The sequence below is a fragment of the Caulobacter vibrioides genome, from assembly GCF_002310375.3.
GTDB classification, from domain to species: domain Bacteria; phylum Pseudomonadota; class Alphaproteobacteria; order Caulobacterales; family Caulobacteraceae; genus Caulobacter; species Caulobacter vibrioides_D.
On sequence record NZ_CP023315.3, the window covers coordinates 1,688,877 to 1,709,863 of the forward strand.

The 20,987-nt window shown below is 66.0% G+C and carries 16 protein-coding genes; 9 read left to right on the top strand and 7 right to left on the bottom strand.

Annotated features, from left to right (window positions below; genetic code table 11):
* Positions 1 to 126 precede the first annotated feature (126 nt).
* Both CA606_RS08080 and CA606_RS08085 read left to right on the top strand, forming a co-directional pair.
* The gene (locus tag CA606_RS08080; protein WP_096051603.1) at positions 127 to 1,020 is read left to right on the top strand and encodes a LysR family transcriptional regulator; all 894 of its coding nucleotides are present in this window, start codon (positions 127 to 129) and stop codon (positions 1,018 to 1,020) included.
* Positions 1,021 to 1,136: 116 nt separating this feature from the next.
* The gene (locus CA606_RS08085) at positions 1,137 to 2,270 is read left to right on the top strand and encodes a hypothetical protein (protein WP_096051602.1); all 1,134 of its coding nucleotides are present in this window, start codon (positions 1,137 to 1,139) and stop codon (positions 2,268 to 2,270) included.
* Between the two features lie 186 nt (positions 2,271 to 2,456).
* Here CA606_RS08085 and CA606_RS08090 read toward each other — a convergent pair whose 3' ends face one another.
* Positions 2,457 to 3,752 carry an amidohydrolase family protein gene (locus CA606_RS08090; RefSeq protein ID WP_181242842.1) on the bottom strand — a complete coding sequence of 432 codons (1,296 nt, stop codon included), beginning with the start codon at positions 3,750 to 3,752 and terminating at the stop codon, positions 2,457 to 2,459.
* A gap of 362 nt (positions 3,753 to 4,114) precedes the next feature.
* Between CA606_RS08090 and CA606_RS08095 the strand changes: the two genes are divergently transcribed.
* The 5 genes from CA606_RS08095 (at position 4,115) to CA606_RS08115 (ending at position 9,192) form a co-directional block, all read left to right on the top strand.
* Entirely contained in the window at positions 4,115 to 4,741 is a 627-nt protein-coding gene (locus CA606_RS08095) for a site-specific integrase (RefSeq protein WP_096051600.1), read from the top strand.
* 186 nt (positions 4,742 to 4,927) lie between these two features.
* A complete protein-coding gene (locus CA606_RS08100; RefSeq protein ID WP_181242843.1) occupies positions 4,928 to 5,308 on the top strand; it encodes a GntR family transcriptional regulator in 381 nt (126 codons plus the stop codon).
* Positions 5,305 to 6,255, top strand: coding sequence for an ABC transporter ATP-binding protein (locus tag CA606_RS08105; protein ID WP_096051598.1), 951 nt, complete (start codon positions 5,305 to 5,307; stop codon positions 6,253 to 6,255). The genes CA606_RS08100 and CA606_RS08105 overlap by 4 nt, the downstream gene beginning before the upstream one ends.
* On the top strand, positions 6,252 to 6,974 hold the full coding sequence (locus tag CA606_RS08110; protein WP_096051597.1) for a hypothetical protein: 723 nt from the start codon (positions 6,252 to 6,254) through the stop codon (positions 6,972 to 6,974). The genes CA606_RS08105 and CA606_RS08110 overlap by 4 nt, the downstream gene beginning before the upstream one ends.
* 265 nt (positions 6,975 to 7,239) lie before the next feature.
* Positions 7,240 to 9,192 (top strand): S9 family peptidase, encoded by a 1,953-nt coding sequence (locus CA606_RS08115; RefSeq protein ID WP_096051596.1) that lies wholly within the window; start codon positions 7,240 to 7,242, stop codon positions 9,190 to 9,192.
* 212 nt (positions 9,193 to 9,404) lie between these two features.
* Here the strand turns inward: CA606_RS08115 and CA606_RS08120 are convergent, their stop codons facing one another.
* The 5 genes from CA606_RS08120 to CA606_RS08140 form a co-directional block, all read right to left on the bottom strand.
* Positions 9,405 to 10,151 (bottom strand): hypothetical protein, encoded by a 747-nt coding sequence (locus CA606_RS08120; protein ID WP_096051595.1) that lies wholly within the window; start codon positions 10,149 to 10,151, stop codon positions 9,405 to 9,407.
* 232 nt (positions 10,152 to 10,383) lie between these two features.
* On the bottom strand, positions 10,384 to 10,740 hold the full coding sequence (locus CA606_RS08125; RefSeq protein ID WP_096051594.1) for a hypothetical protein: 357 nt from the start codon (positions 10,738 to 10,740) through the stop codon (positions 10,384 to 10,386).
* Positions 10,737 to 11,996 carry a TolC family protein gene (locus tag CA606_RS08130; protein ID WP_096051593.1) on the bottom strand — a complete coding sequence of 420 codons (1,260 nt, stop codon included), beginning with the start codon at positions 11,994 to 11,996 and terminating at the stop codon, positions 10,737 to 10,739. The genes CA606_RS08125 and CA606_RS08130 overlap by 4 nt, the downstream gene beginning before the upstream one ends.
* Complete coding sequence (locus CA606_RS08135; protein WP_096051592.1) at positions 11,993 to 15,079, bottom strand: efflux RND transporter permease subunit; 3,087 nt, start codon at positions 15,077 to 15,079, stop codon at positions 11,993 to 11,995. Before CA606_RS08135 ends, CA606_RS08130 begins: the two co-directional genes overlap by 4 nt.
* Before the next feature lies 1 nt (position 15,080).
* Positions 15,081 to 16,118, bottom strand: a complete 1,038-nt coding sequence (locus CA606_RS08140; protein ID WP_096051591.1) for an efflux RND transporter periplasmic adaptor subunit — start codon at positions 16,116 to 16,118, stop codon at positions 15,081 to 15,083.
* Positions 16,119 to 16,265: 147 nt separating this feature from the next.
* On the opposite strand from CA606_RS08140, the gene CA606_RS08145 reads away from it, so the two are divergent.
* Complete coding sequence (locus CA606_RS08145; RefSeq protein ID WP_096053831.1) at positions 16,266 to 16,919, top strand: response regulator transcription factor; 654 nt, start codon at positions 16,266 to 16,268, stop codon at positions 16,917 to 16,919.
* On the top strand, positions 16,919 to 18,274 hold the full coding sequence (locus tag CA606_RS08150) for an ATP-binding protein (RefSeq protein ID WP_096051590.1): 1,356 nt from the start codon (positions 16,919 to 16,921) through the stop codon (positions 18,272 to 18,274). The genes CA606_RS08145 and CA606_RS08150 overlap by 1 nt, the downstream gene beginning before the upstream one ends.
* A 144-nt stretch (positions 18,275 to 18,418) precedes the next feature.
* Here CA606_RS08150 and CA606_RS08155 read toward each other — a convergent pair whose 3' ends face one another.
* Positions 18,419 to 20,950, bottom strand: a complete 2,532-nt coding sequence (locus CA606_RS08155; protein WP_096051589.1) for a cation-translocating P-type ATPase — start codon at positions 20,948 to 20,950, stop codon at positions 18,419 to 18,421.
* Positions 20,951 to 20,987 lie beyond the last annotated feature (37 nt).

Below are 20,987 nucleotides of genomic sequence, written 5' to 3' on the forward strand. Positions count from 1 at the left end.
TGGTGCTCCGTTTGCTGTCGCGAACGCGGAGCCCCCTTGCGCCTTCGCATGGTTGGCAAGATAGGCCTGGCTGGTTCCGGCGATTAGGCCCCATAATCGCCATGTCGTTTTTAGCAGGTCTAATAAATGGCTCAGGGTTTCGACGAACTGGCCGCGTTCGCCGCGGTGGCCAAGGAGCGCAGCTTTACGCGCGCCGGCGCCAAGCTTGGTGTATCGCCCTCGGCGCTTAGCCAGACGATCAAGGGGCTGGAGGGGCGGCTGGGCGTTCGCCTGCTGACGCGCACGACGCGCAGCGTTGCGCCCACGGAGGCCGGAGAGCGCCTGCTGCAAACCATCGCCCCGCGCTTCGAGGAAATCGAGCAGGCGCTGGCCGCGCTCGCCGACATGCGCGAGCGCCCCGCCGGCACGATCCGGATCACCGCCGGCGAACACGCGGCGCGCGCGGTCCTGCAGCCGGGCCTGGCCAAGCTTATGCCGGACTATCCAGACATCCGGGTCGAGATCGTCGTCGACTATGGACTGGTGGACATCGTCTCAGAGGGGTTCGACGCCGGCGTACGTCTTGGCGAGCAGGTGGCCAAGGATATGATCGCTCTGCGCATCGGCCCCGATATGCGCATGGCCGTCGTCGGATCACCGGCGTACTTCGAAGGGCGCCAGCGGCCGCTCTCACCCCAGGATCTCACGGACCACAACTGCATCAACATGCGCCTTCCCACCTACGGCGGCCTTTTTCCGTGGGAGTTCGAGCAGGATGGACGCGAGGTGAAGGTGCGGGTCGACGGGCAACTGGTGTTCAACACCATTCGCCAGCGTCTGGACTCGGCGCTGCAGGGTCTTGGTCTGGCCTATATGCCCGAGGATGTCGCCGCGCCCTGCATCGCCTCCGGAGATTTGATCCGCGTGCTGGAAGATTGGTGTCCGCCGTTCACGGGCTATCATCTCTACTATCCCAGCCGCAGACACGCTTCGCCGGCGTTCTCGCTCCTGATCGAGGCGCTCCGGTTCAAGGAACGCTAAGCGGCCGTCGCGGACACATTTGTTAGATCGGCTAAAGAGACCAAGTCGTTTCCGCCTGCTAATCGAGGCTTTGTCGCCGCGATAGCCTTGCTTCGGTGTTCGAAGGGAGATCGACCATGGGCGTGACCACAAGCCGTTCGTTCCGCGCCAGTGTCATGGCGCTCTGCGCGACCTTTGGAGTCCTTGGGCTCGCGTCCACAGCCGTGTCGCAGACGCTGAAGTCCGTCCAGGTTCCCGACAAGCCCCTGGTCTTGAAGAGCCGGGGCAGCTTCTTCGTGGGCGGTCGCTCGGTGGAACAGAAGGCGAGCGAGATCCTCCTCGGCCCCGACGACAGCGTCACGGTCGACCAGATGTACGTTGAGTACATGGTCCCGGTCGGCAAGGCCAAGATCCCGGTGGTGATGATCCACGGCGCGGCGCTAAGCGGCAAAAGCTACGACACCACGCCCGATGGTCGAATGGGTTGGTTTGAGTACTTCGTCCGCAAGGCGCATCCGACCTACGTCGTCGATCAGGTCGGTCGGGCGCGTTCGGGGTTCAACCAGGCCGCGCTGAACAACAGGTTGTCCGGCGCCAGCGCCGCGCCGACCGGATCGGTCGCGCCGACCGCGCCCGGCGCGCCGGCCGCGATGGGGCAGGGGGCGTTCCGCTTCGGCGACCGGGTAGGTGTTTGGACCAACTTCCGCTTCGGGCCGAAGTTCGGCGAAGCCTTCCCTGGACAGCAGTTTCCCGTGGAGGCCGTCGGTGAACTCTCCAAGCAGGCGATCCCTGATCTGACCTCGCAGGTGCCGTTCCCCAATCCCACGCTGAAAGCCTTGTCGGACCTGGCGATCCAGCTGGATCGCGCGGTTCTCATCAGCCACTCGCAGTCGGGGCCATTTCCGATGGATGCGGCGTTGATCGACCCCACGGGCGTCGCTGGCATCGTCACCGTCGAGCCGGGCGCCTGCCGGGGCGCCTACACCGACGAGCAGATCGCCAAGCTGGCCAAGATCCCGACCTTGGTCGTGTTCGGCGACAACCTGGCGGTTCCTACAGGGCTGGGCGGCATCACATGGCAAAGCCGCCTCGATGGCTGCCGCGCCTATGCCGCGCGCATCAAGGCCGCTGGCGGTCGGGTTGACATCATCGACACCGCCGAGCTGGGCATACGCGGCAACAGCCACATGCTGATGCAGGACAAGAACAATCTGCAGATCGCGGACCTCATCCTGAAGTGGATCGACGCGCGGGTAGAGCCATCCAAATGAGCCGCTCTATTTGCAGTGGCTAAGTGTCGTGTTCCTGGAGCGGTCCCAAAGTCCGCTCCTGGCGCTGCCCGGCCCGCAGAGCGGACCGTCCGATTGGCCGGGGAGGGTGGATTTCGGACCGTCACGAAACGGCGTCGCACCGTGAAGGCGCTTCGACCTCCGGCCCCTGAGGCGCCCATGGCTCGCCTAACGCGGCGCTCCCTTGGCGACGATTCGCCCGCCCTGCATCACCCACATGATCGAGCGCGTATTGCTGATGCGCTTGCGGGGATCGGCCGACAGGAGAACCAGATCGGCGCGTCGCCCCGCCTCGACCACGCCAACATCCGTGCGACCCAGAGCCTGGGCCGCGTCGGCACCGGTCATCCGCAGGATGCGATCGGGGGAAACTCCAGCCTCCGCGAGGAGCTCGAATTCCTGATGAAGCCCCTCTCCGGCCGCGATCCATTCGTTCGTGAGGTCAGTGCCGGTGACAAGGAGCACGCCGCCGTCGCTCATCCGCCTTATCCAGGCCAGGAGCTTGGGGCGTGCGGCCTTCCAGCGCCTGAAATCGTCCGCGGTCCAGTCCGCCGTGGCGTCGTCACAGCGGCTCCAGTCCTCGCGGAGTTCCGGGAAGCGCCGCAGGTGGGGATTGCGCCGGTAGCGCGCCTCGTCGGGAGGCGAGAACTTGGCGTCATAGGCGATAAGGGTGACGTCGACCGAAACCCGCCGTCGAGCCAGGTCGTCGATCAGCGCCGTCTGGTCCGCGCCATTGGGGTCGAACGCCTCCAGCCAGTCGATGCGTGATCGAAAGCCCGGCCGTGTCTTTGCGGCCGCGAGGTAAGTCTGCCGGCGGTCGGGCGGAAGGCTATCGGCGGACCAATCGACGCTGTGGGCCAGATGATCCACGCCCAGGCGCACGCCTTGCGCCCAGCTCGTGCGTTGGAGGTGGCCGATTAGCGGGATGTGGCGACGATGAGCCTCGTCCGTCACCGAGGCGACCTGCTCTGGGCGTAGCCGCGCATAGACCTTGAAGAAGTCGGGCCTGTACGGAAGAGCGTCACGCACGATCTGGCGCAGTTGCGCGTCGCTAAGGGTCGGGTCGTTCATCAGCTCCGCCGAAGCCATCGCGCGAGGCCCCCTGACGCGGCCGGCATTGAGCGCGTCGCGGAGCCTCAGGCCCTCGATCGTCGGGGTGGCTGGACTGCGCACCATGGTGATCCCGAAATCCAGCTGCGCCGACAGGGCCTTCTCGGAGAGCGCGCGATCAAAGCGCGGCGCTCCGCCGTCTGGATTGCATCTCGGAAAGAGGAGATGCGCGTGCATGTCGATGAAGCCGGGAAGCAGGAACTTGCCCGTCCCATCGACAATCATCGCGCCGCGCGGAAGACGGCCAGACGCCGAGGCGCCGACAGCGACGATGCGACCCCCGCTTACGACCACCCTGCGGTCATCGAGCGCCGCCCCGCCCTGTCCGTCCAGCACCGTCACATGTTCGATCACGACGGTGCGTTCTCGTCCGTGGGCGGTTCTGTCGGCGCAGGAGGCGAGAAGAAGGGCCAGTAGGGGCAGGCCCACGCAGCGTAGACAACGGTGGATCAAGGGGGGAGCGCTCCATGATTGCCGCCGGCAAGGAGCCATGGCGCCAAGGTCGCCACAAGGCATCAATTCTTGGTCGAGCTACAAACTCAGCTCATGCCTAGGCTTCCCCAATGTCCGCAATGGGTCGTGAGCAGTCGACGACGCCAACAATGCAATGTCCGGAGTCTGACGCAGCCCACTGTCGGCTATGCGCCGCCAGCGCGTGAGGGGCTCAGACGTGGTAGAAAAGACCGAGGGGAGTAGCCAATTCGCAGGAGGCGAACATGGCTCAATTTGACCTCTTCCTTCCGCCCAAGCGGCCCTGGAACACGGGCCGCATCATCGGCCCCAAACCGCCGTTCAAACCCAGGCACATCTGGGGAATTCGACAGCAGCTCAAGGCGAATGTTCGGGTCCGCGACCTCGCTCTGTTCAATTGCGCCATAGGCGCCAAGCTCAGAGGCTGTGATCTGGTGAAGCTGCGTATCAGCGACGTGGCGCCGGGCGGTTCGCTTCGCGCGCGCGCCACTATCATCCAGCAGAAAACCGGGCAGCCAGTCCCATTCGAGATCACCGAGCCGACACGAGATGCCTTGGCCGTTTGGCTGAAGGCGCGTGGGCGCCGCAACGACGACTGGTTGTTTCCCAGGCGCAGTAGACCGGGCGATCACATCAGCACGCGACAGTACGCCAGACTGGTCGACAAGTGGGTGTCGATGATCGAACTCGAGCCTCGGGCATACGGCACGCATAGCCTCCGCCGAACGAAGGTAGCGCTGATCTACAAGAAAACGGGCAACTTGCGCGCATGCCAACTTCTACTCGGACACAGGAAGCTCGAGAGCACGGTCCGATACCTTGGCATCGAGGTCGATGACGCTCTGGAGATGTCCGAGCAGATCGACCTCTAGCGCAACAACGGGCCAGTTTTAACGCGAGCCGAACGCATGACGCGCCAGCTCTGAATGTCGCGTTCCTGGAGGCATGCCAACGGCAGTAACTGGCGCTGCGCAGACATCGGCTTGCCAACGTTGGGGCGTGTTGACGCCTACCGATTAGTGTATTAGTGAACTGGTACACTAATCGGACGCCCCTCCTTGCATTTCTCCATAAACCCCTCGGACAGTCGCCCCATCTACGTCCAGATCGTGGACGAGGTGCGGCGTGGCATGGCCGCTGGCGCGCTGGTCAGCGGAGATCCCCTGCCGTCCGTCCGCCAGCTTGCCGCCAACCTAAAGGTCAATCCCAACACAGTGGCCCAAGCCTACCGCGAGCTGGAACGCGAGGGGCTGGCCTATGTCCAGCGTGGCCAGGGCACCTTTGTCGGGGCGGCTCGCCAGATCGACGACGATCGCACAGCGCTGGCCCATGAACTTGCGCAACGCTCGCTGGTCGAGGCCGCGCGCCTTGGGTTGGACACCGAACAGTTCATTCAGGCGATCCGCGAGGTCGCCGCCTCGAAAGCCCCGCTAGAATGACCATGCTTTCTGCTGACATAGAGCCCCCCGCGCGGGACCTGGCGTATGGCGATGCCGGTTTCGCCGTCGCGACCCGCGCCCTTTGCAAGCGATACGGACGCTCGACCGCTCTGACGGATATCGATCTTCTGGTCCCCGAAGGCGCCGTCTACATGCTGGCGGGCGAGAATGGAGCCGGCAAGTCCACTTTGCTGCGCCTCCTTCTGAACCTGCAGCGGCCGACGGGCGGTCAGGCTGAGATCGCGGGCCTGCCGTGCAACCAGCATGGCGCCCGCGTCAGAGCCCGCGTCGGCTATGTACCGGAAGGCTTCGACATAGGACCGCGCTGGATGAGCGTCGGGCGCTGTTTCGCCGAGCGCGCTGTCTACTATCCGGCCTGGGACGCCAAGTACGCCGCCGCCCTGTGTCGGCGCCTCGATGTCGATGTCTCGCGACGAATCGGACAGTTGTCCAAGGGGCTGGTGCGGCGCGCGCAAATCATCGCAGCCCTGGCGCACCGCCCGCCGGTGCTCCTGCTGGACGAGCCCACCGACGGCCTGGATCCGGCGGCGCGCGACACAGTACTGGAGCTGGTCTCGGACCATCTGTCCCAGACCAGGTGCACTATCCTGGCCTCCACGCACCTGATCTACGAGTTGGACGCCTTGGCCGACCAGGTCGGGGTCCTGTCGCAGGGGCGCCTGACGGCGCAGATGTCACGTGACGCCTTGCGCGAAAGCCTGAGGAGCTACCGCATTCGCGGACCAGAGGGCTGGGAGACCACAGCCGACATTCCCGGGGTCCTGCACCGTGGCAAATTTGGTCGCGAACATAGCTGGGTTATCCGGGGGGACCAGGCCGACCTCGTCGCACGGATCGCCCACTCTGGCGGCGAAGTCCGAGAGGTCGCCTCGCTCAATCTCCACGACGCCGTCGTCCATCTGATGCGCCAGGGAGCAGCGTCATGAACAAGATCTCAAATCACGAGCCGCCCAGCACGATCGCGGTCTTTCATCTACAGCTGCGGAAGATCGGCCGCGTCCTGCGACCCGAGCTGGTCGGCCTGGCTTTGCTGCTCAGTCCCATGGCGATCTTGGGTTTAGCCTTGCTGATGCGTCGCGACGCCGCCTTGGACTACCCCCACGAGCTGAACTTTCTCCTGCCCGTAGCAGCGTTTCTTTTGCCCTACAGGCTCTGGACCGAAGCGCGGCTGTTTGATCGTGGTGACTTCCAGGTCCTGCCCGTCGAGCGCCGCAGGCATGTCTTGATCGGTGTCTGCGCCGGCCTAGTCTGGGCCCTTGGCCTGGCCGCCGCCATCGTTCTGCTCTTCAATCTCCTGGCCCTCGCGGCGGGTTCGCCAACGATCGGGACAAGCCTCTGGCAGTGGCTGGTTCCGCTGGGCGGTGTGGCGACGGCCTATCTTCTGGGCAGCGGCGTGGTCCTGGCCCTCAGACATTCTTTGCGCTGGAGCGCGGGCGTGGTCCTGGCCTGCGTGGTGCTTTCGGCCCTTGATCTCAGCGCTCCCTTTGAATCCGTAGCTCACGACGTCTTCCGCGGCGATTTGGGGTTGGAGCGCGTGCTCAGCGGCGGCGCCTCGAGCCTGACCTGGGGCGTCGCGCTATCGGTCTGGCTTGCGTTGGGGCTAGCCGTAGTGGCCTTGGCCTCCCTTCGTCACCGGGAGGGGTAAAGATGGAAGCCTTCTCCGCAGCGCCCTGGCCACCGCCTTCAGGTCTCCGCCGCGCTAACGCAATCTGCTGATCCCCGACCTCTAGGTTTGGGGATCGACGGGGCGGGGGCTGCGCTCCGCACAATCCCCGCCCCCTCTACTTTCTATCCCGACCCAGACTGCCTCTCGGCGCGAGCCCCCGGCTCTCGCATTGCCTCGCCGTGGCCGTGAGCCTGCTGCGGCGATCCTGACCGCTTTTCTCTCACCCTTCATCCGAGGTTTCTCCATGACACGCTCACAAGCGAGCCTTTCCGCATGCCTGGCGTCCAGTATACTCCTGGCGCTGGCCGTGACGCCCGCCGCCGTCTCAGCGCCCGCCTCTGGAGCGTCGGCGGCCCGGTCAGCCACCTACAGCGCCTCGCAATTCTTCGAGACGATCGACTATCGGTTGGCCGGCGGCTCTGGTCTCGCCTTCTCGCACGACGGGCGGTTCGTGCTGACGACCAGCGACCGATCAGGTGTCTACAACGCCTACGCCGTCCCGGTGCAAGGCGGAGAGCCTATCGCGCTGACAACCTCGACCACCAACACGACCCAAGCCCTGAGCTGGTTTCCCAAGGATGGGCGAATTCTTGTGATCTCGGATAAGGGCGGCGACGAACGCGCCCGTCTCTACGTCCGTGAACTGGACGGCAGTCTGCGCGACCTGACGCCGGAAGGTCGGATCACGTCAGACCTTCTGGGCTGGAGCGGCGATCGGTCCAAGATCTGGATCGCCTCGACGGCGCCGGATCGTCGCGCGCCGGACATCTTCGCGGTCGATCCCGCCACCTATGAGAGTCGGCTGCTGTTCCAGAACCCCGGCATGTTGATCGAGGCCATTTCGCCCGACGGACGCTGGGTTGCTCTGCGCCGGCAATCTGGCTCGGCGGACAGCGACGTCTACCTCGCGGACCTATCCGGCGGGGGCAAGCCGCGCTTGATCACGCCTCATGTCGGGATGGTCCGCCACCAAGTCTACGACTTCACGCCGGACTCTTCGGCGCTGATTTTCGGTTCCGACGCTCAAGGAGAGTTCGGCTGGACCTATCGCTACAACCTCGCCAGCGGCGCGGTCGCCGAGGACCTAAAGGGCGACTGGGACGTCACCGCCGCCCACTTCTCGCCGTCGGGCCGCTATCGAGTGTCAGCGTTCAACGCCGACGCCCGAACGGAAATGAGCGTCACCGATGTGAAGACCGGAGCGCCGATCACCCTAAAAGACATCCCGATTGGTGATATTGGCGCGGTGCGCTTCCGTGCGGACGAAAAGCAGGTCGCCTTTACGGTGTCCTCCTCGACCTCCCCGGCGGATGTGTTCGTCGCCGACCTGAAATCGGGCAAAACCCGGCGGCTGACCCGGGCGCTGAACCCCGCGATGAAGGAAAGCGACCTCGTCGAGGCCGTGGTCATTCGCTATCAAGGCGAGGGCGGCGTGACGATCCCGGCCAATCTTTATCGTCCCAAGGGAGCGACCGCCTCCGCGCCGGCTCCGGGCGTGGTGATGGCCCATGGTGGACCAGGCGGACAGGCGCGCCGGGACTACTCCGCGATTATCCAGCATCTGGTCAATCACGGCTATGCGGTCCTGGCGGTCAACAATCGGGGCTCGTCTGGCTACGGCAAGACCTTCTTCCGCATGGACAATCGGGCGCACGGCGAGGCCGATCTGCGCGACGTGATCGCCGGCGGCCAATGGCTGCGGGACCAGGACTGGGTCGCCGACAACAAGGTCGCGGTTATGGGCGGATCCTACGGCGGCTACCTGGCACTAGCCGCCCTGACCTTCCATCCTCAGTCATTCGAGGCGGCGATCGACATTTTCGGCGTCACCAACTGGACCAGGACCCTGAATGAGGCCGCGCGCCTACCCGAGTCTCGGCGCACCGCCCTCTACGACGAGATGGGCGATCCCGCGACCGACGCAGAGCGTCACCGGCGCATCTCGCCGCTGTTCCACGCTTCGAATATCGTCAAGCCGCTGCTTGTGATGCAGGGCGCGAATGACCCTCGCGTCCTCAAGATCGAAAGTGATGAACTTGTCGCTGCGGTCAAGGCCAACGGGACACCGGTGGAGTATGTGGTCTTTCCCGACGAGGGTCACGGATTCCGGCGTCGCGAAAACCGGATCAAGGCGCAGGAAGCCTATCTGAGGTTCCTGGACCGCTACGTGCGTTCGCCGTCTGCGCCGAAGCGCTGAAGCCATCCCAGGATTCCCGCCCAGGTCGGAGCTTCGCCAGCTCTGACCGGGGCGGGCACAGAGCTGAAGCCAGCGACGGGCCTGCAACGGGGAGGTCCAGTTTCCGGAGGCGCGCCAAGGGCGGCTTATGGCGCTGGACGGGCGCGCTCGGATCCGCGAAATGAGCACCGCCCCAAACCTCGGAGAGCCGAGGCCTGGGGCGATTACGGCCCTCAGGTGAGGCCGAGATATCCAGGTTCGATCTGGGTGATCACGCCTGCAAGGTTCAGAACACCGTAACCCTCGGCTACCTCTGTCCATCGGCTATCGCCATTGCCGTCGGCGTAGACCGTCCATTCCGGACGCCCATCGTCCCATTCCGTCTTGACGACGAAAGCGCCGACCAGCGCGTAGCTCTCATCACGCTCAATCGCCTCATACTTGAGTGGGCCGTTCCCCTCGATTTCCGCCACCGAGGTCACCCCGCCATCGGCGCCAAAGGTGAAGACATACTGGTCAGAATCTGACCCGCGCCCGATCCCATCATCATCGTCGTGATAGGGTGAGCTGTCGTCGTCCCGACCCAGGCCGGGCCAAGAGTCGGCCGAGAAGTCGTTATCGCTGTCATCCTCCCCCCATGCGCCGGAGGAGGCGCTCGGCGGTTGGACGGTATGGGCTGCGGACTTCAGCAGGGTCGCGAGGCCTGGCAGATCGGGCGCTCCGTTGCCAGAGGCCAGCTTGGCCCACAGGCCGTCGCGGTCGCTGTCGCCATAGGCGGTCCACTCCGTGGAGCCCCGTTCGGTCTCGAGTTTGATGACCAAATCGCCAGAGCGGTTGTAGGTCTCATTTCGGTCGATCCGGTCGTAGGAAAGCCGACCGTTGCCTTCGAGCTCGGCGACTGACGTGACTTTGCCAGACGCGTCAAAGGTGAAAACGTACTTCTCTGGGCTCGATTGAGCACTGTTTTGCTTTCCCGACATTTGAGCTGCCTTACCATTGTACGAGTTATGTTGCCCGTCCCTGCTAGCACTCGTACCTGAAACGAGCCTGAATTCTCAATGTCTAGAGCAAGTTTATACTTGGTGAATATTTTGAGTGTCCTTATTTACCAAGTGCATCGGCCCGTTTTGAGTAATGACTCTCTCGCTGTCGCCCCTGCAGCTAGCTTTCTTGGGTCTCTTGCAGCGCGGGCGGGGCAATCTTGGCCTGTCGTTAAGGGCGCTCAAGGCGCCACCGCATGGCTTTACGCGCGATCTCCGACGGCAAGTCGATCTTCAGAACGCGGCATTCATGCATGAGGCCAGGGGCGAAGCTGGGCGTGGCGACGACGCCCTTCCAGATCGGCGCGCCTGACGCATCTTCGGCCACGACGGCGAGGCGGCGAAGGGATGCGCCGGCAGACCGGCGGCACATCCAGCCGCGTAGTTCCGAGCGGTTATCCGGATGCAGATCGACGCGGACCGACTTTAGAACGAACGCACGGCTGCCGATCTCACCGATCACCGCGTCAGCTCGCGGTCCGGGCTGCGAAAGCGCCAGGGCGAGCGCGACGCTAATCATGGCCATCATTGCGAAGCCTCCTCTTCCGAGAGCCAAAGTTCATGGGCGTCCAGCGCCAGTCGCAGCAGCGCGCCTTGGGCGGCGGCGCGGGACGAGGCCTCGGTCCGGCGCGCGTCAAATAGCTGTCGTCGCGCCGCGAGCAGGTCCGTCAGGTCTCGCTCGCCGAGCGCGTAGGCGCGGTGCACGCGATCCGTGGCCTGAGCGGCGGCGGCGGCGGCTTCGCGGCTTCGCGCCCAGGCGGCGAGCCCCGATCGGGCCTTCGCCACGTCGTTGCGCCCCTCGGCCTCGACATTGCGCGCCACCATGCGATAGCGCGCTTCGGCGGCGGAGGCAGACGCGGCCTGACGCTCCGCGGTCGCCGATCTTCCGCCGCCGCCGAAGGGGATGCTGACGGTGAAACCCGCCCCCGTCTCGGCGCCGCCGCGTTCGTTGAAAACGCGTAATGCAAGGGTCGGGTCGGGACGTTGGTCAAGCTTCGCCCGCCTGGCCAGCGCGCCGTCGCGGTCGGCCAGCGCTCTAGCTATGGTGATCTCGTGGCTTCGTGCGACGACCACGGGGATCCAGTCGTCCAGAGCGCGGGATGGGGCCACGGGCTCGGATAGCGCCGGCGCCTGGGCTGGGGCTAGGCCTGGGTAGAGCATGTCGAGCGACGAGCGCGCCGCCTCGGCGCGTCCTTGGGTTTCAGCGAGGGCCGCCTGGGCCCGGGCCAGGGCCGCCTGCGCCAGTTCTAGGTCAAGCAGGGCGGCGTCCTTCAACTCGACCCGCCGCCGCAGAGCCGCGACCTCCTTTTGCTCGACGGCGATCTCGTCGCGATCGACCACGGCGCGGGCCTCGGCTTCCAACCATTCGATCCAGAGGCCGGCCAATCGCAGAGAGGCTTGGTGGCGCGCGTCATCTACGCTGTCACGTGCCGCCAAAGCGCCCGCCGCGCCCGCCGTGAGATCCAGGTTTCGCTTGCCGGGTGAGCGCAGGGGGCGACTGGCCTGCAGGGACCATTCTGCGAAGTCGCCTTCACCCCGAACTCGGCGCCGGTCGCTGGAGAGGCCGATCGTCGTCTCATAGGGGCCGGCGGCCAAGCCGCGCTGTTCAGCCTCGGCGCCGCGCTCGATGGCCCGCGCCTCGGCCAGCTCCGGCGAGCCCTCCAGCGCCGATAGGATGAGTGCGTCGCTCGGCAGGAAGTCGGGGCGCGTCCAGCCGGTGTCGGCGGCCTTGGCGGCGGTGGCCAGGACCATACTGGCCGCGGCGGCGAGAAGAAGGGTCTTCACGATGAAGCCTCCAGCACTGCGGCTCCGGGCTCGACGCCGAAGCGGCGATAAAGGATGGGCAGCAGGATCAGGGTGAGCAGGGTCGAGGTCACCAGACCCCCGACCACGACGATGGCGAGCGGGCGTTGGATCTCGGAGCCGGGACCGGTAGCAGTCAGCAGCGGCACCAGGCCCAGAGCCGTGATGCTGGCGGTCATCAGCACCGGGCGCAGCCGGCGGCGGGCGCCCTCGGTGACCGCCGTGGCGACGTCGCAGCCGCGCTGCACCAGTTCGTTGAAATGCGATACCAGGACGAGGCCGTTGAGTACTGCGATACCGAGCAGGGCGATCAGTCCGACCGAGGCGGGCACCGACAGGTACTCGCCCGAGATCCACAGAGCCACCAGCCCGCCAATCATCGCGAACGGGATGTTGGCAAGGATGAGCAGCGACTGGCGCGTGGACTTGAGACTGATGAACAAGACAAGGAAGATCAGGCACAGCGCCATTGGCACTACGACGCCCAGTCGCGCGGCGGCGCGTTTCTGGTTCTCGAACTGGCCGCCCCAGGCGATGCGATAGCCGGGCGGCAGCGGAACATCGCGCGCGACATTGGCTTGGGCCTCTTTGACGAAGCCCACAAGGTCGCGGCCCTGGACATAGGCCTGGATCACGGCGAAGCGGGAGGCGTTCTCCCGGTCGATCTTGACCGGTCCTTCGCGGCGCTGAATGCGGGCGACGTCGCCGGCGCGCACGACGCCGCCGTCCGGGGTGGCGATCTGCGCCTGTTCGAAAAGAACCGGGTCCTCGCGCAGGTCCTGCGGCCCCCGAACCAGGATCGGCGTGCGCTTGCCCTGTTCGAAGACAACCCCGGCCGGCGCGCCTTCCAGTTGGGCGCGCAACTCCTGCTGTAGCGCCTGGGCCGAGAGTCCCGCCCGGACGGCGGCCCCCCGATCGACGTCCAGCTGCAGATAGGTCACACTATCGCCGGCGACGGTATAGACGTCAGAGGCCCCGCGGGTCTTCTTCAAGGTCTCCTCGATCCGTCCGGCCAGATCGCCCAGCGTCTGGAGATCCGGGCCGAACACCTTGACGGCCAGGTCTCCCCGGCTGCCGGTCAGCATCTCGGAGACACGCATCTCGATCGGTTGGGTGAAGGTGGCTTCCACCCCGGGAAACTGCGCCGCGACCTTGCGGATCTCTTCGGTCAGCCAGGCCTTGTCCTTCCGTCGCCAGTCCTTTCGGTCGGCCAGCACCAGGAAGCTGTCGGTTTCGTTCAGGCCCATGGGGTCAAGGCCAAGCTCGTCGGAGCCGACACGGGCGACGATCCGCTTCACCTCAGGTACTTGCGCCAGGATCGCGCGCTGCACGGCCATGTCCTGTTTAGCGCTGGCGTCGAGATTGATCGAGGGTAGCTTGGCCAACTGCATCAGGATCGCACCCTCATCCATCGTCGGCATGAAGCTCTTACCGATGAGGACATAGGCGATCGCCGCCAGCACCATGCCGCCGCCTGCCGCCGCGAACACGGGCTTGGGACGGGACAGGGAGCGCGCCAGTTGACGCTCGTAGAACGGTCCGATCCTGCGCATGATCCAGGACTCTCGGTGCGGATGAGCCTTCAGCAGCAGCGAGGCCAGGACCGGGATCACGGTGAACGACAGCAGGAGCGAAGAGCCCAGGGCGAAGACGATGGTCAGCGCCACCGGCGCGAACAGCTTGCCCTCCAGGCCCTGGAGGCTGAGCAGGGGCAGGAACACCAGGCAGATGATCAGCACGCCTGACGTGACTGGCGCGGCGACTTCGGCGACGGCTTCATAGATCGCGTGCAGGCGGCGCGAGCCGGCGATGTTGGGGTTATCCAGGCGCTCGACGGTGTTCTCGACCACGACGACGGCGGCGTCGACCAGCATGCCGATGGCGATGGCCAGTCCGCCCAGGCTCATGAGGTTCGCCGACAGGCCGAAGGTCCGCATCAGCAGGAAGGTGGTCAGCGCCGCCAGGGGCAGGGTGACCGCCACCACCGTCGCGGCCCGCAGATCGCCCAGGAACAGCAGCAGCAGGATGACCACCAGGACCGTGGCCTCGACCAGGGCCTTGTTGACCGTGCCGGTTGCGCGCTGGATCAGGTCGGAGCGGTTGTAGAAGGGGCTCACCGTCACGCCCTTTGGCAGGGAGGGCTGAAGCTCTTTGAGCCGCGCTTCGACCGATCGGACGACCGCCTTGGCGTCGGCGCCCCTCAGGGCGATGACAATCGCCTGGACGGCTTCTTCGCGGCCGTTCTCGGTGACCGCGCCATAGCGGGTCAGGGCGCCTTCGCTGACCTCGGCCAGATCGCCCAGACGCGCCGCGCCTCCGCTGGGGAGGGCGATGGCGGTGTCGCGCAGGTCGTCCAGGCTGGTGATCGCGCCGGCCACGCGAACGACCAGGGCTTCCTCGCCCTCGCTAAGACGGCCCGAGCCGTCATTGCGGTTCGAAGCCGGAATGGCGTCGATGATCGCCTGGGCGGTCAGGCCCGAGGCGGCCAGGGCGGCGGGATCGGGCGAGACCTCGAAAGTCTTGGCCCGGCCGCCCAACACGTTGACGTCGGCGACGCCGGGCAGGCCGCGCAGGGCGGGACGGACAGTCCAATCGAGCAGGGTGCGCTTCTGCTCGAGCGTCAGACCTTCGCCCTCGATTGTGAACATGAAGACGTCGGAGAGCGGTGTGGAGATGGGCGAGAGGCCGCCACTGACGCCCGCCGGCAAGGCGCCCAACGCATTGGACAGACGCTCGGCGGTCTGCTGGCGCGCCCAATAGACGTCCGTGCCTGGCGCAAAATCGATGGTCAGGTCCGCAATGGCGTACTTGGCCGTTGAACGCAGCATGGCCTGCTTGGGAATGCCCAGCAGCTCCATCTCCAGCGGCGTGATGACCTGGCTCTCGACCTCCTCGGGAGTCATCCCGGGCGCCTTGAGAATAATCTTCACTTGGGTCGGCGAGATGTCGGGGAAGGCGTCGACTGGCAGTTTCAGAAACGCGTTGGCCCCTAGACCGACTAGGGCGATCGCCAGCACAGCGGCTAGCAGCCGCTGCGAGAGCGCGAAGGCGATGAGCTTGCGCATTCTAGTGTCCCAGCGCTGACTTCAATTGAGAGGCGCCCGAGGTCGCGACGCGCGCGCCCGGGGAGAGACCGGTGACGACCGCCTCGGCGCCCGCCGCGCCCACCACGGTCACCGAGCGCGCCTCGTATCCGGCGGCCGTCTTGACGAACACGCGCGCGCCGGTGCCGTCCTGCGCCAGAGCGCTGCGAGGAATGGCCTGAGCGCCGGTCGGGGCGGGACTCAAAACCGTCACAGTCACCGTCTGGCCGGGCGCAAGGCCTGCGGCGGTGTCGAGTTCAGCGCGCAGCGGCAATGACCGGGTCTTGGGGTCGATGCTGGCGCCCAGGGCGACAATGCGCCCGCTAATGTCGCCAACCCGCACGCGATCGCCGACCTTCAGCTTGCGGACGATCTCGGGGGACACCCGCGCCTCGACCCACAGCCGATCGGCGCGATCCAGGGTCACGGCGGGCGCCATGGCCTCGAGACCGCCGCCGGGCTGTGCGGTCACAGCCGCCACGCGCCCGGCGGCTGGAGCTCGAAGGACGTACTCACCGCTGGTTCCGCCTGGGCCTGAGAGTAGGCGGCGGCGCTCGTTGACCATGGCGCGAGCTTGGGCCAGTCGGGCTTGGGCCTCCTCGGCGCGAGCGCCAGCGATGACGCCTTCACGCGCCAGCTGCTGCAGGCGGCTTGCGGCGGCTTCGGCGACGCGGAGTTCGGCCTGACTTTGGAGGAGTTCAGAGGACACCGACAGCGCCTCGCGGCTGAACAGGGTCACCAAGGGCGCGCCAGCTTTGACCGACTGACCCTCAAGCACGTGAATGCGCGTCACCGTTCCGGCGAAAGGCGCTGCGACCACGCGGCGATCATTGAGCGGTGGCGTGATTGAACCGGGAAGCGCGGCCAGGGGAGCTCCGGATGCGGGCTTGGCGGGCGCCAGCGCGATCCCCATCGCCTTTTCCTGAGCCGCGCTCAACGCCATCGGACCGGCGGCCAGGGCGGGGGTGCTGTAGAGGCAGACCAGGAGCGCGGCGGCGACCAGGGGATGAGCGTGGGGCATGGGCTCCTCGGAGGATTGAACCGGCCCCTGATGCGCCGCCAGCCTGAAGCCTGTCTGAAGCGAAGCTGAAACGAAGCTGAAAGCGCGATGTCAGGTTTGTTTCAGGCAGCGATGCTATGGTTGGCCTCCAGTCCAAGGAGACCCGCCATTCGCATCCTGCTCGTTGAAGATGATCCGGAGATCGCCCGTCGCCTGGCTGCGGCGCTCGCGGAAGCCAGCTTTGTTGTCGAGCAGGCCGGCGATGGCGAGACAGCCTTGTTCCTAGGGCGGACCAACGACTTCGACGCCGTGGTGCTGGATCTTGGCCTGCCGCGCCTCTCGGGCCTGGAGGTTCTCAAACAATGGCGTCGCGAGGCACGTGACATGCCCGTGCTGGTGCTCACCGCGCGCGATGCTTGGACCGACCGAGTGGATGGCCTGAACGCCGGGGCCGACGACTATCTGGGCAAGCCTTTCCAGAACGCCGAAGTGGTGGCGCGGCTACGGGCCCTGACGCGGCGCTCGGCGGGGCGCTCTTCGCCGGTGATGCGCCGGGGCGACATCGTGCTCGACCCCGAGGCCGGGACCGTCCAACGCGGCGATGACGCTGTCGAACTGACCGCTCGCGAGCTGAAGATCCTGGCCTATCTCATGCACCGCGCCGGCCGGGTGGTCTCCCAGAGCGAGCTCATCGACCATGTCTACAGCCTGGATGAGACGCGGGAGTCGAACACGATCGAGGTCTATGTCGCACGCCTTCGCAAGAAGCTGGGTAAGGACGCCATCCGCACGATCCGGGGCCTGGGGTACAAGTTCGCCTGATGCGCCGGCTCTGGACCAGTTTCCGCACCCGCCTGATCGTCGGCGCCGCGATCTGGATCATCGCGGGGCTCACCCTCAGCGGCGTCCTGCTGTCTGAGCTGTTCAGGGCTCACGTGACCCAACAGTTCGACGACGAACTGCATGGTCATGCCGCTGAACTGGCGGCGCTGATCGACATTGCGCCGGACGGCAAGCTCTCGCTGCACCGCCGGCTTAGCGACCCCCGGTTCCTGCCCAAGGACTCGGGCTTCTATTGGCGTGTGGAAGCAGCGAGCGGCCAGGCGATCACCTCGCTCTCCCTGGCGGGGCGAGACCTGGCGTTGCCCGATCCGCCGCCCGCGCTTGGCGTCGAGCGGCATGTCTTCATCGACGGCCCCTCCGGACAGCTTCGTCTGGTGGAGCGTTCGGTGGCCAATCCGCATGGGCCGCCGTTGCGTTTGGGCATCGGCGTCGAACAGCGTCTTCTCGACGAGGTTTTGGGGCGGTTCAACTGGACGCTCTTTCTGTCTCTGGCGATCGTCGCGTTCGGCCTGATCGGGGCGGCGATGCTTCAGGTCTGGTTTGGCTTGCGGCCGCTCACCCGCATGCGTCACGCGCTGTCCGCTGTCCGTATGGGCAAGGCGAGCCGGCTGCCCGACGATCTTCCCAGTGAAGTGCGCCCCCTGGCGATCGACCTCAACGCGCTACTGGAGGGCAATCTTGAGATACTGCGGCGAGCTCGCACCCAGGCCGGCAACCTCGCCCACGCGCTCAAGACGCCGCTCGCCATCCTCACCGACGAAGCCGAGCAGCTGCGCGCTAAAGGGCAGCGCGAGGCGGCCGAAGTCATCGAACTCCAATGCGAACGGATGCGGCGCCAGATCGACTATCAACTCGCCAGGGCGCGCGCAGTGGCGTTGAAGCGCTCGCCAGGTGTCGCTGCCGACGTGCGTTCAAGCTTGGATCCGGTCGTGGCCGCTCTATCGCGTCTCTATGCGCGCCGCGATGTGTCATTCATCGTCACCTACCAAGACCAACCAACTGTCGCGCTCGATGCTCAGGATCTCAGCGAGATTTTCGGCAATGTACTGGACAATGCTGGGAAATGGGCGCGATCACGAACAGAGGTCCTGGTTCGGCGTTGGGATGATTTCGCCGAGATCATTGTTGACGATGACGGGCCTGGTCTGCCTCCGCAGACATACGAGTGTGTTTTTGGTCTTGGCGAGCGGCTCGACGAGCGAACTCCAGGTCATGGACTGGGCTTGGCGATTGTCCGCGACCTGGTTGAGCTCTACGATGGGCGTGTGGCCTTGGACGTCGCGCCCCTCGGCGGCTTGAGGGTGATCCTCACCTTTCCAGCGATCAGGGAATAGAAGAGGGGCATCAGCCCAGATTGTTGGCGTGCGCGGTTACGGCGGGCGTGTAGCCGCACCTGAGCAAACGTCGTGTTCCTGGATGAGCGCCAACGGCCGCTATTGGCGCGCCCTTGCCGATCGTCCTTTTCCGCGCCGACTGGTCTATCCCCTTGACCTTTGGCGGAGATGCCGACCCCAATTTCGGGTCAATCCAAACCAGCCGCCGCTGGCGAGCGCTGCGAGCAAGGCGCTAGCCAGGAGGCCGGGCGAGGGCGGGCCGACCTTGAAGATGGTTTCGAGGGTCGGCACGGCGAAGATAAAGGTGAGGCAGCCGGAGGCGGCGGCGGCAATGATCCAGTAGATTCGGCGATGCGGCGCGAACAGCCGGCCTTCTGACGAGGACGCGTCGGCCAGGGCGAGGATCAGATTGCCGGCGACTAGGGTTAGGAAGGCCGCGCCCCGCGCCTGATTTTCCGGATGATGGGCCAGCGCGAAAAGATAGATGCCTAGCACGCCGGCTAGAATGCTGGCCCCCTGCAGTAGCGCCAGGCCAAGCTGGCTGAGCCCGAACAGCGGCTCGTCAGGGCGTCTGGGCGGACGTTTCATCGCGTCGACTCCGCCCGGCTCGGCCTCGAAGACCATCGCGCACACCGGATCGATCACCAGTTCCAGAAACACGACATGCATCGGATAGAGCAGCGGCGGCAGACCCATGATGATCGGGAAGAGCGCGACCCCGGCGATCGGCACATGGATGGCGGTGATATAGACCAGCGCCTTGCGCAGGTTGGCGAAGATCCGCCGTCCTAGCCGCACGCCGCCGACGATCGAGGCGAAGCTGTCGTCGAGGATGACGAGGTCGGCGGCTTCGCGCGCGACATCCGTGCCCTTCTGTCCCATGGCGATGCCGATGTGCGCGGCTTCAAGAGCAGGTGCGTCATTGACCCCATCGCCGGTCATGGCGACGACCTGACCGTTGGACTTCAAGGCCTGGACGATGCGCAGCTTCTGCTCTGGGATGATCCGGGCGAAGATCCTGGTCTTGTGCAGACGCTCAGCCAGAACTGCGTCGTCCACGGCGGCGATCTCGCTGCCCAGCAACACCCCGCCAGAGGTGTCCAGGCCCGCAGATTTGGCGATGGCCAGGGCGGTCGCCGGATGATCGCCGGTGATCATGACCACGGAAATTCCCGCCTCCTTCGCCTCCTTCAACGCCGCGGCGACATCGGCGCGGACGGGATCAAGGAAGCCGATAAGCCCCGCGAATTGGAATGGAGCGTCTTCTGGAGTCTCGGGAAAGCTTGCCATTGTCCGGCAGGACGCCGCGCCGAGCACGCGCAAGCCCTGAACGGCGAACTGCTCGACGAAGCCTGTCAGGCGAGCGACTTGGTCATCTGGCAAGCGACATAGCCGGAAGATCGCCTCGGGCGCGCCCTTGGCGGCGGCGCGCCACTGATCTGCGGGTTCTCGCCAGACCTGGATCATGGCCATCATTTCGGGGCGAAGAGGCCAGGTCCTCTCCGGCTCGGCCAAGACGCCGGAGGTAGCGGGGGCCGAGACCGCAAGCAGGGCCCGGACCGCCTTGTCCATCGGATCGACCGGACGCACGGCGCAGGCCAGTCCGGCCACGTCCAGCAGGTCTCGCGCCGCGCCCATGGGGGTGGCGTCGGCTTCGACGAGGAGATCGCCCGCTTCCGTCCAGAGGCGGGCCACCCGCATCCGGTTTTCGGTTAGGGTGCCGGTCTTGTCGACGCACAGGAAAGACGCGCCGCCCAGAGCCTCGATCACCGCGCTGCGCCGGACCAAAACCTTGTGCCTGGCGAGACGACCCGCGCCGAGCGCCAAGAAGACGGCCAGCACCATGGGAAATTCTTCGGGGATCAGGGCGATGGCGACCGTGATCCCAGCCAGCACGCCGCCGACCCAGTCCTGGCGCAGCAGGCCATAGGCGACGGCGACCACGGCGCAGAAGGCGATCGCCAGCGCGCCCAGCAGCGTGACCAGGCGTCCGGCGGTCTTCTGCAGCGGGGTGGGCTCCTGGACGATGGCGGCCAAGGAGACGCCGATGCGGCCCAGCGCCGTTCGAGGACCGGTCTTACCGATCCGCGCCACGGCCTGGCCGCGAACAATCAGCGTGCCCGAGAACAAATAGGGACTGGTCTCGGCTCCGGGCTGGGTGTCGGCGTCGGCCGTCTCGCCCTCGCTCAACGGACGCTTAGACACCGGAGCGGATTCGCCAGTCAGGGCGGATTCATCGACGCTCAAGACGTCGCCGGCGACCAGGGCGCCGTCGGCGGGCAGGCGCTCGCCTTCGCCGACCAGAACGATGTCGCCAGGAACCAGATCGCGAGCGGACAGGCGAACTTCGATCCCGTCCCGGATCACGCGCGCATGGGGTTGCGAAAGATCAAGCAGGGCCGACAAAGCCCGCTCGCTGCGCGCCTCCTGCAGCACAACGAGCCCGATGGTGGCCATCGCCCCGGCCATCAGGAACAGGCCCTCGCCCAGGTCGCCCAGCACCAGATAGAGGCCCGCGGCGCCGATCAGCAGCAGGAACATCGGCTCGCGCAGCGTGTCGAGGATGATCCGCGCCAAGCCTCGTCCGGAGGCTGGAGGCAAGGCATTGGCGCCGAACTGGGCCAGGCGGCGATCGGCCTCGGCTTTGGTCAGTCCACTAAGGCCGTCGCGCGCCATGAGGCTGATCCGTTCCGCCGGCGCTCGCCGGCCCTGG

Excerpts from the sequence above, each read along its gene's own strand:
- CA606_RS08080 (WP_096051603.1), top strand. The coding sequence starts at position 127 with ATGGCTCAGGGTTTCGACGAACTGGCCGCGTTCGCCGCGGTGGCCAAG.
- CA606_RS08085 (WP_096051602.1), top strand. The coding sequence starts at position 1,137 with ATGGGCGTGACCACAAGCCGTTCGTTCCGCGCCAGTGTCATGGCGCTC.
- CA606_RS08095 (WP_096051600.1), top strand. The coding sequence starts at position 4,115 with ATGGCTCAATTTGACCTCTTCCTTCCGCCCAAGCGGCCCTGGAACACG.
- CA606_RS08105 (WP_096051598.1), top strand. The coding sequence starts at position 5,305 with ATGACCATGCTTTCTGCTGACATAGAGCCCCCCGCGCGGGACCTGGCG.
- CA606_RS08110 (WP_096051597.1), top strand. The coding sequence starts at position 6,252 with ATGAACAAGATCTCAAATCACGAGCCGCCCAGCACGATCGCGGTCTTT.
- CA606_RS08115 (WP_096051596.1), top strand. The coding sequence starts at position 7,240 with ATGACACGCTCACAAGCGAGCCTTTCCGCATGCCTGGCGTCCAGTATA.
- CA606_RS08120 (WP_096051595.1), bottom strand. The coding sequence starts at position 10,151 with ATGTCGGGAAAGCAAAACAGTGCTCAATCGAGCCCAGAGAAGTACGTT.
- CA606_RS08125 (WP_096051594.1), bottom strand. The coding sequence starts at position 10,740 with ATGATGGCCATGATTAGCGTCGCGCTCGCCCTGGCGCTTTCGCAGCCC.
- CA606_RS08135 (WP_096051592.1), bottom strand. The coding sequence starts at position 15,079 with ATGCGCAAGCTCATCGCCTTCGCGCTCTCGCAGCGGCTGCTAGCCGCT.
- CA606_RS08140 (WP_096051591.1), bottom strand. The coding sequence starts at position 16,118 with ATGCCCCACGCTCATCCCCTGGTCGCCGCCGCGCTCCTGGTCTGCCTC.
- CA606_RS08150 (WP_096051590.1), top strand. The coding sequence starts at position 16,919 with ATGCGCCGGCTCTGGACCAGTTTCCGCACCCGCCTGATCGTCGGCGCC.
- CA606_RS08155 (WP_096051589.1), bottom strand. The coding sequence starts at position 20,950 with ATGGCGCGCGACGGCCTTAGTGGACTGACCAAAGCCGAGGCCGATCGC.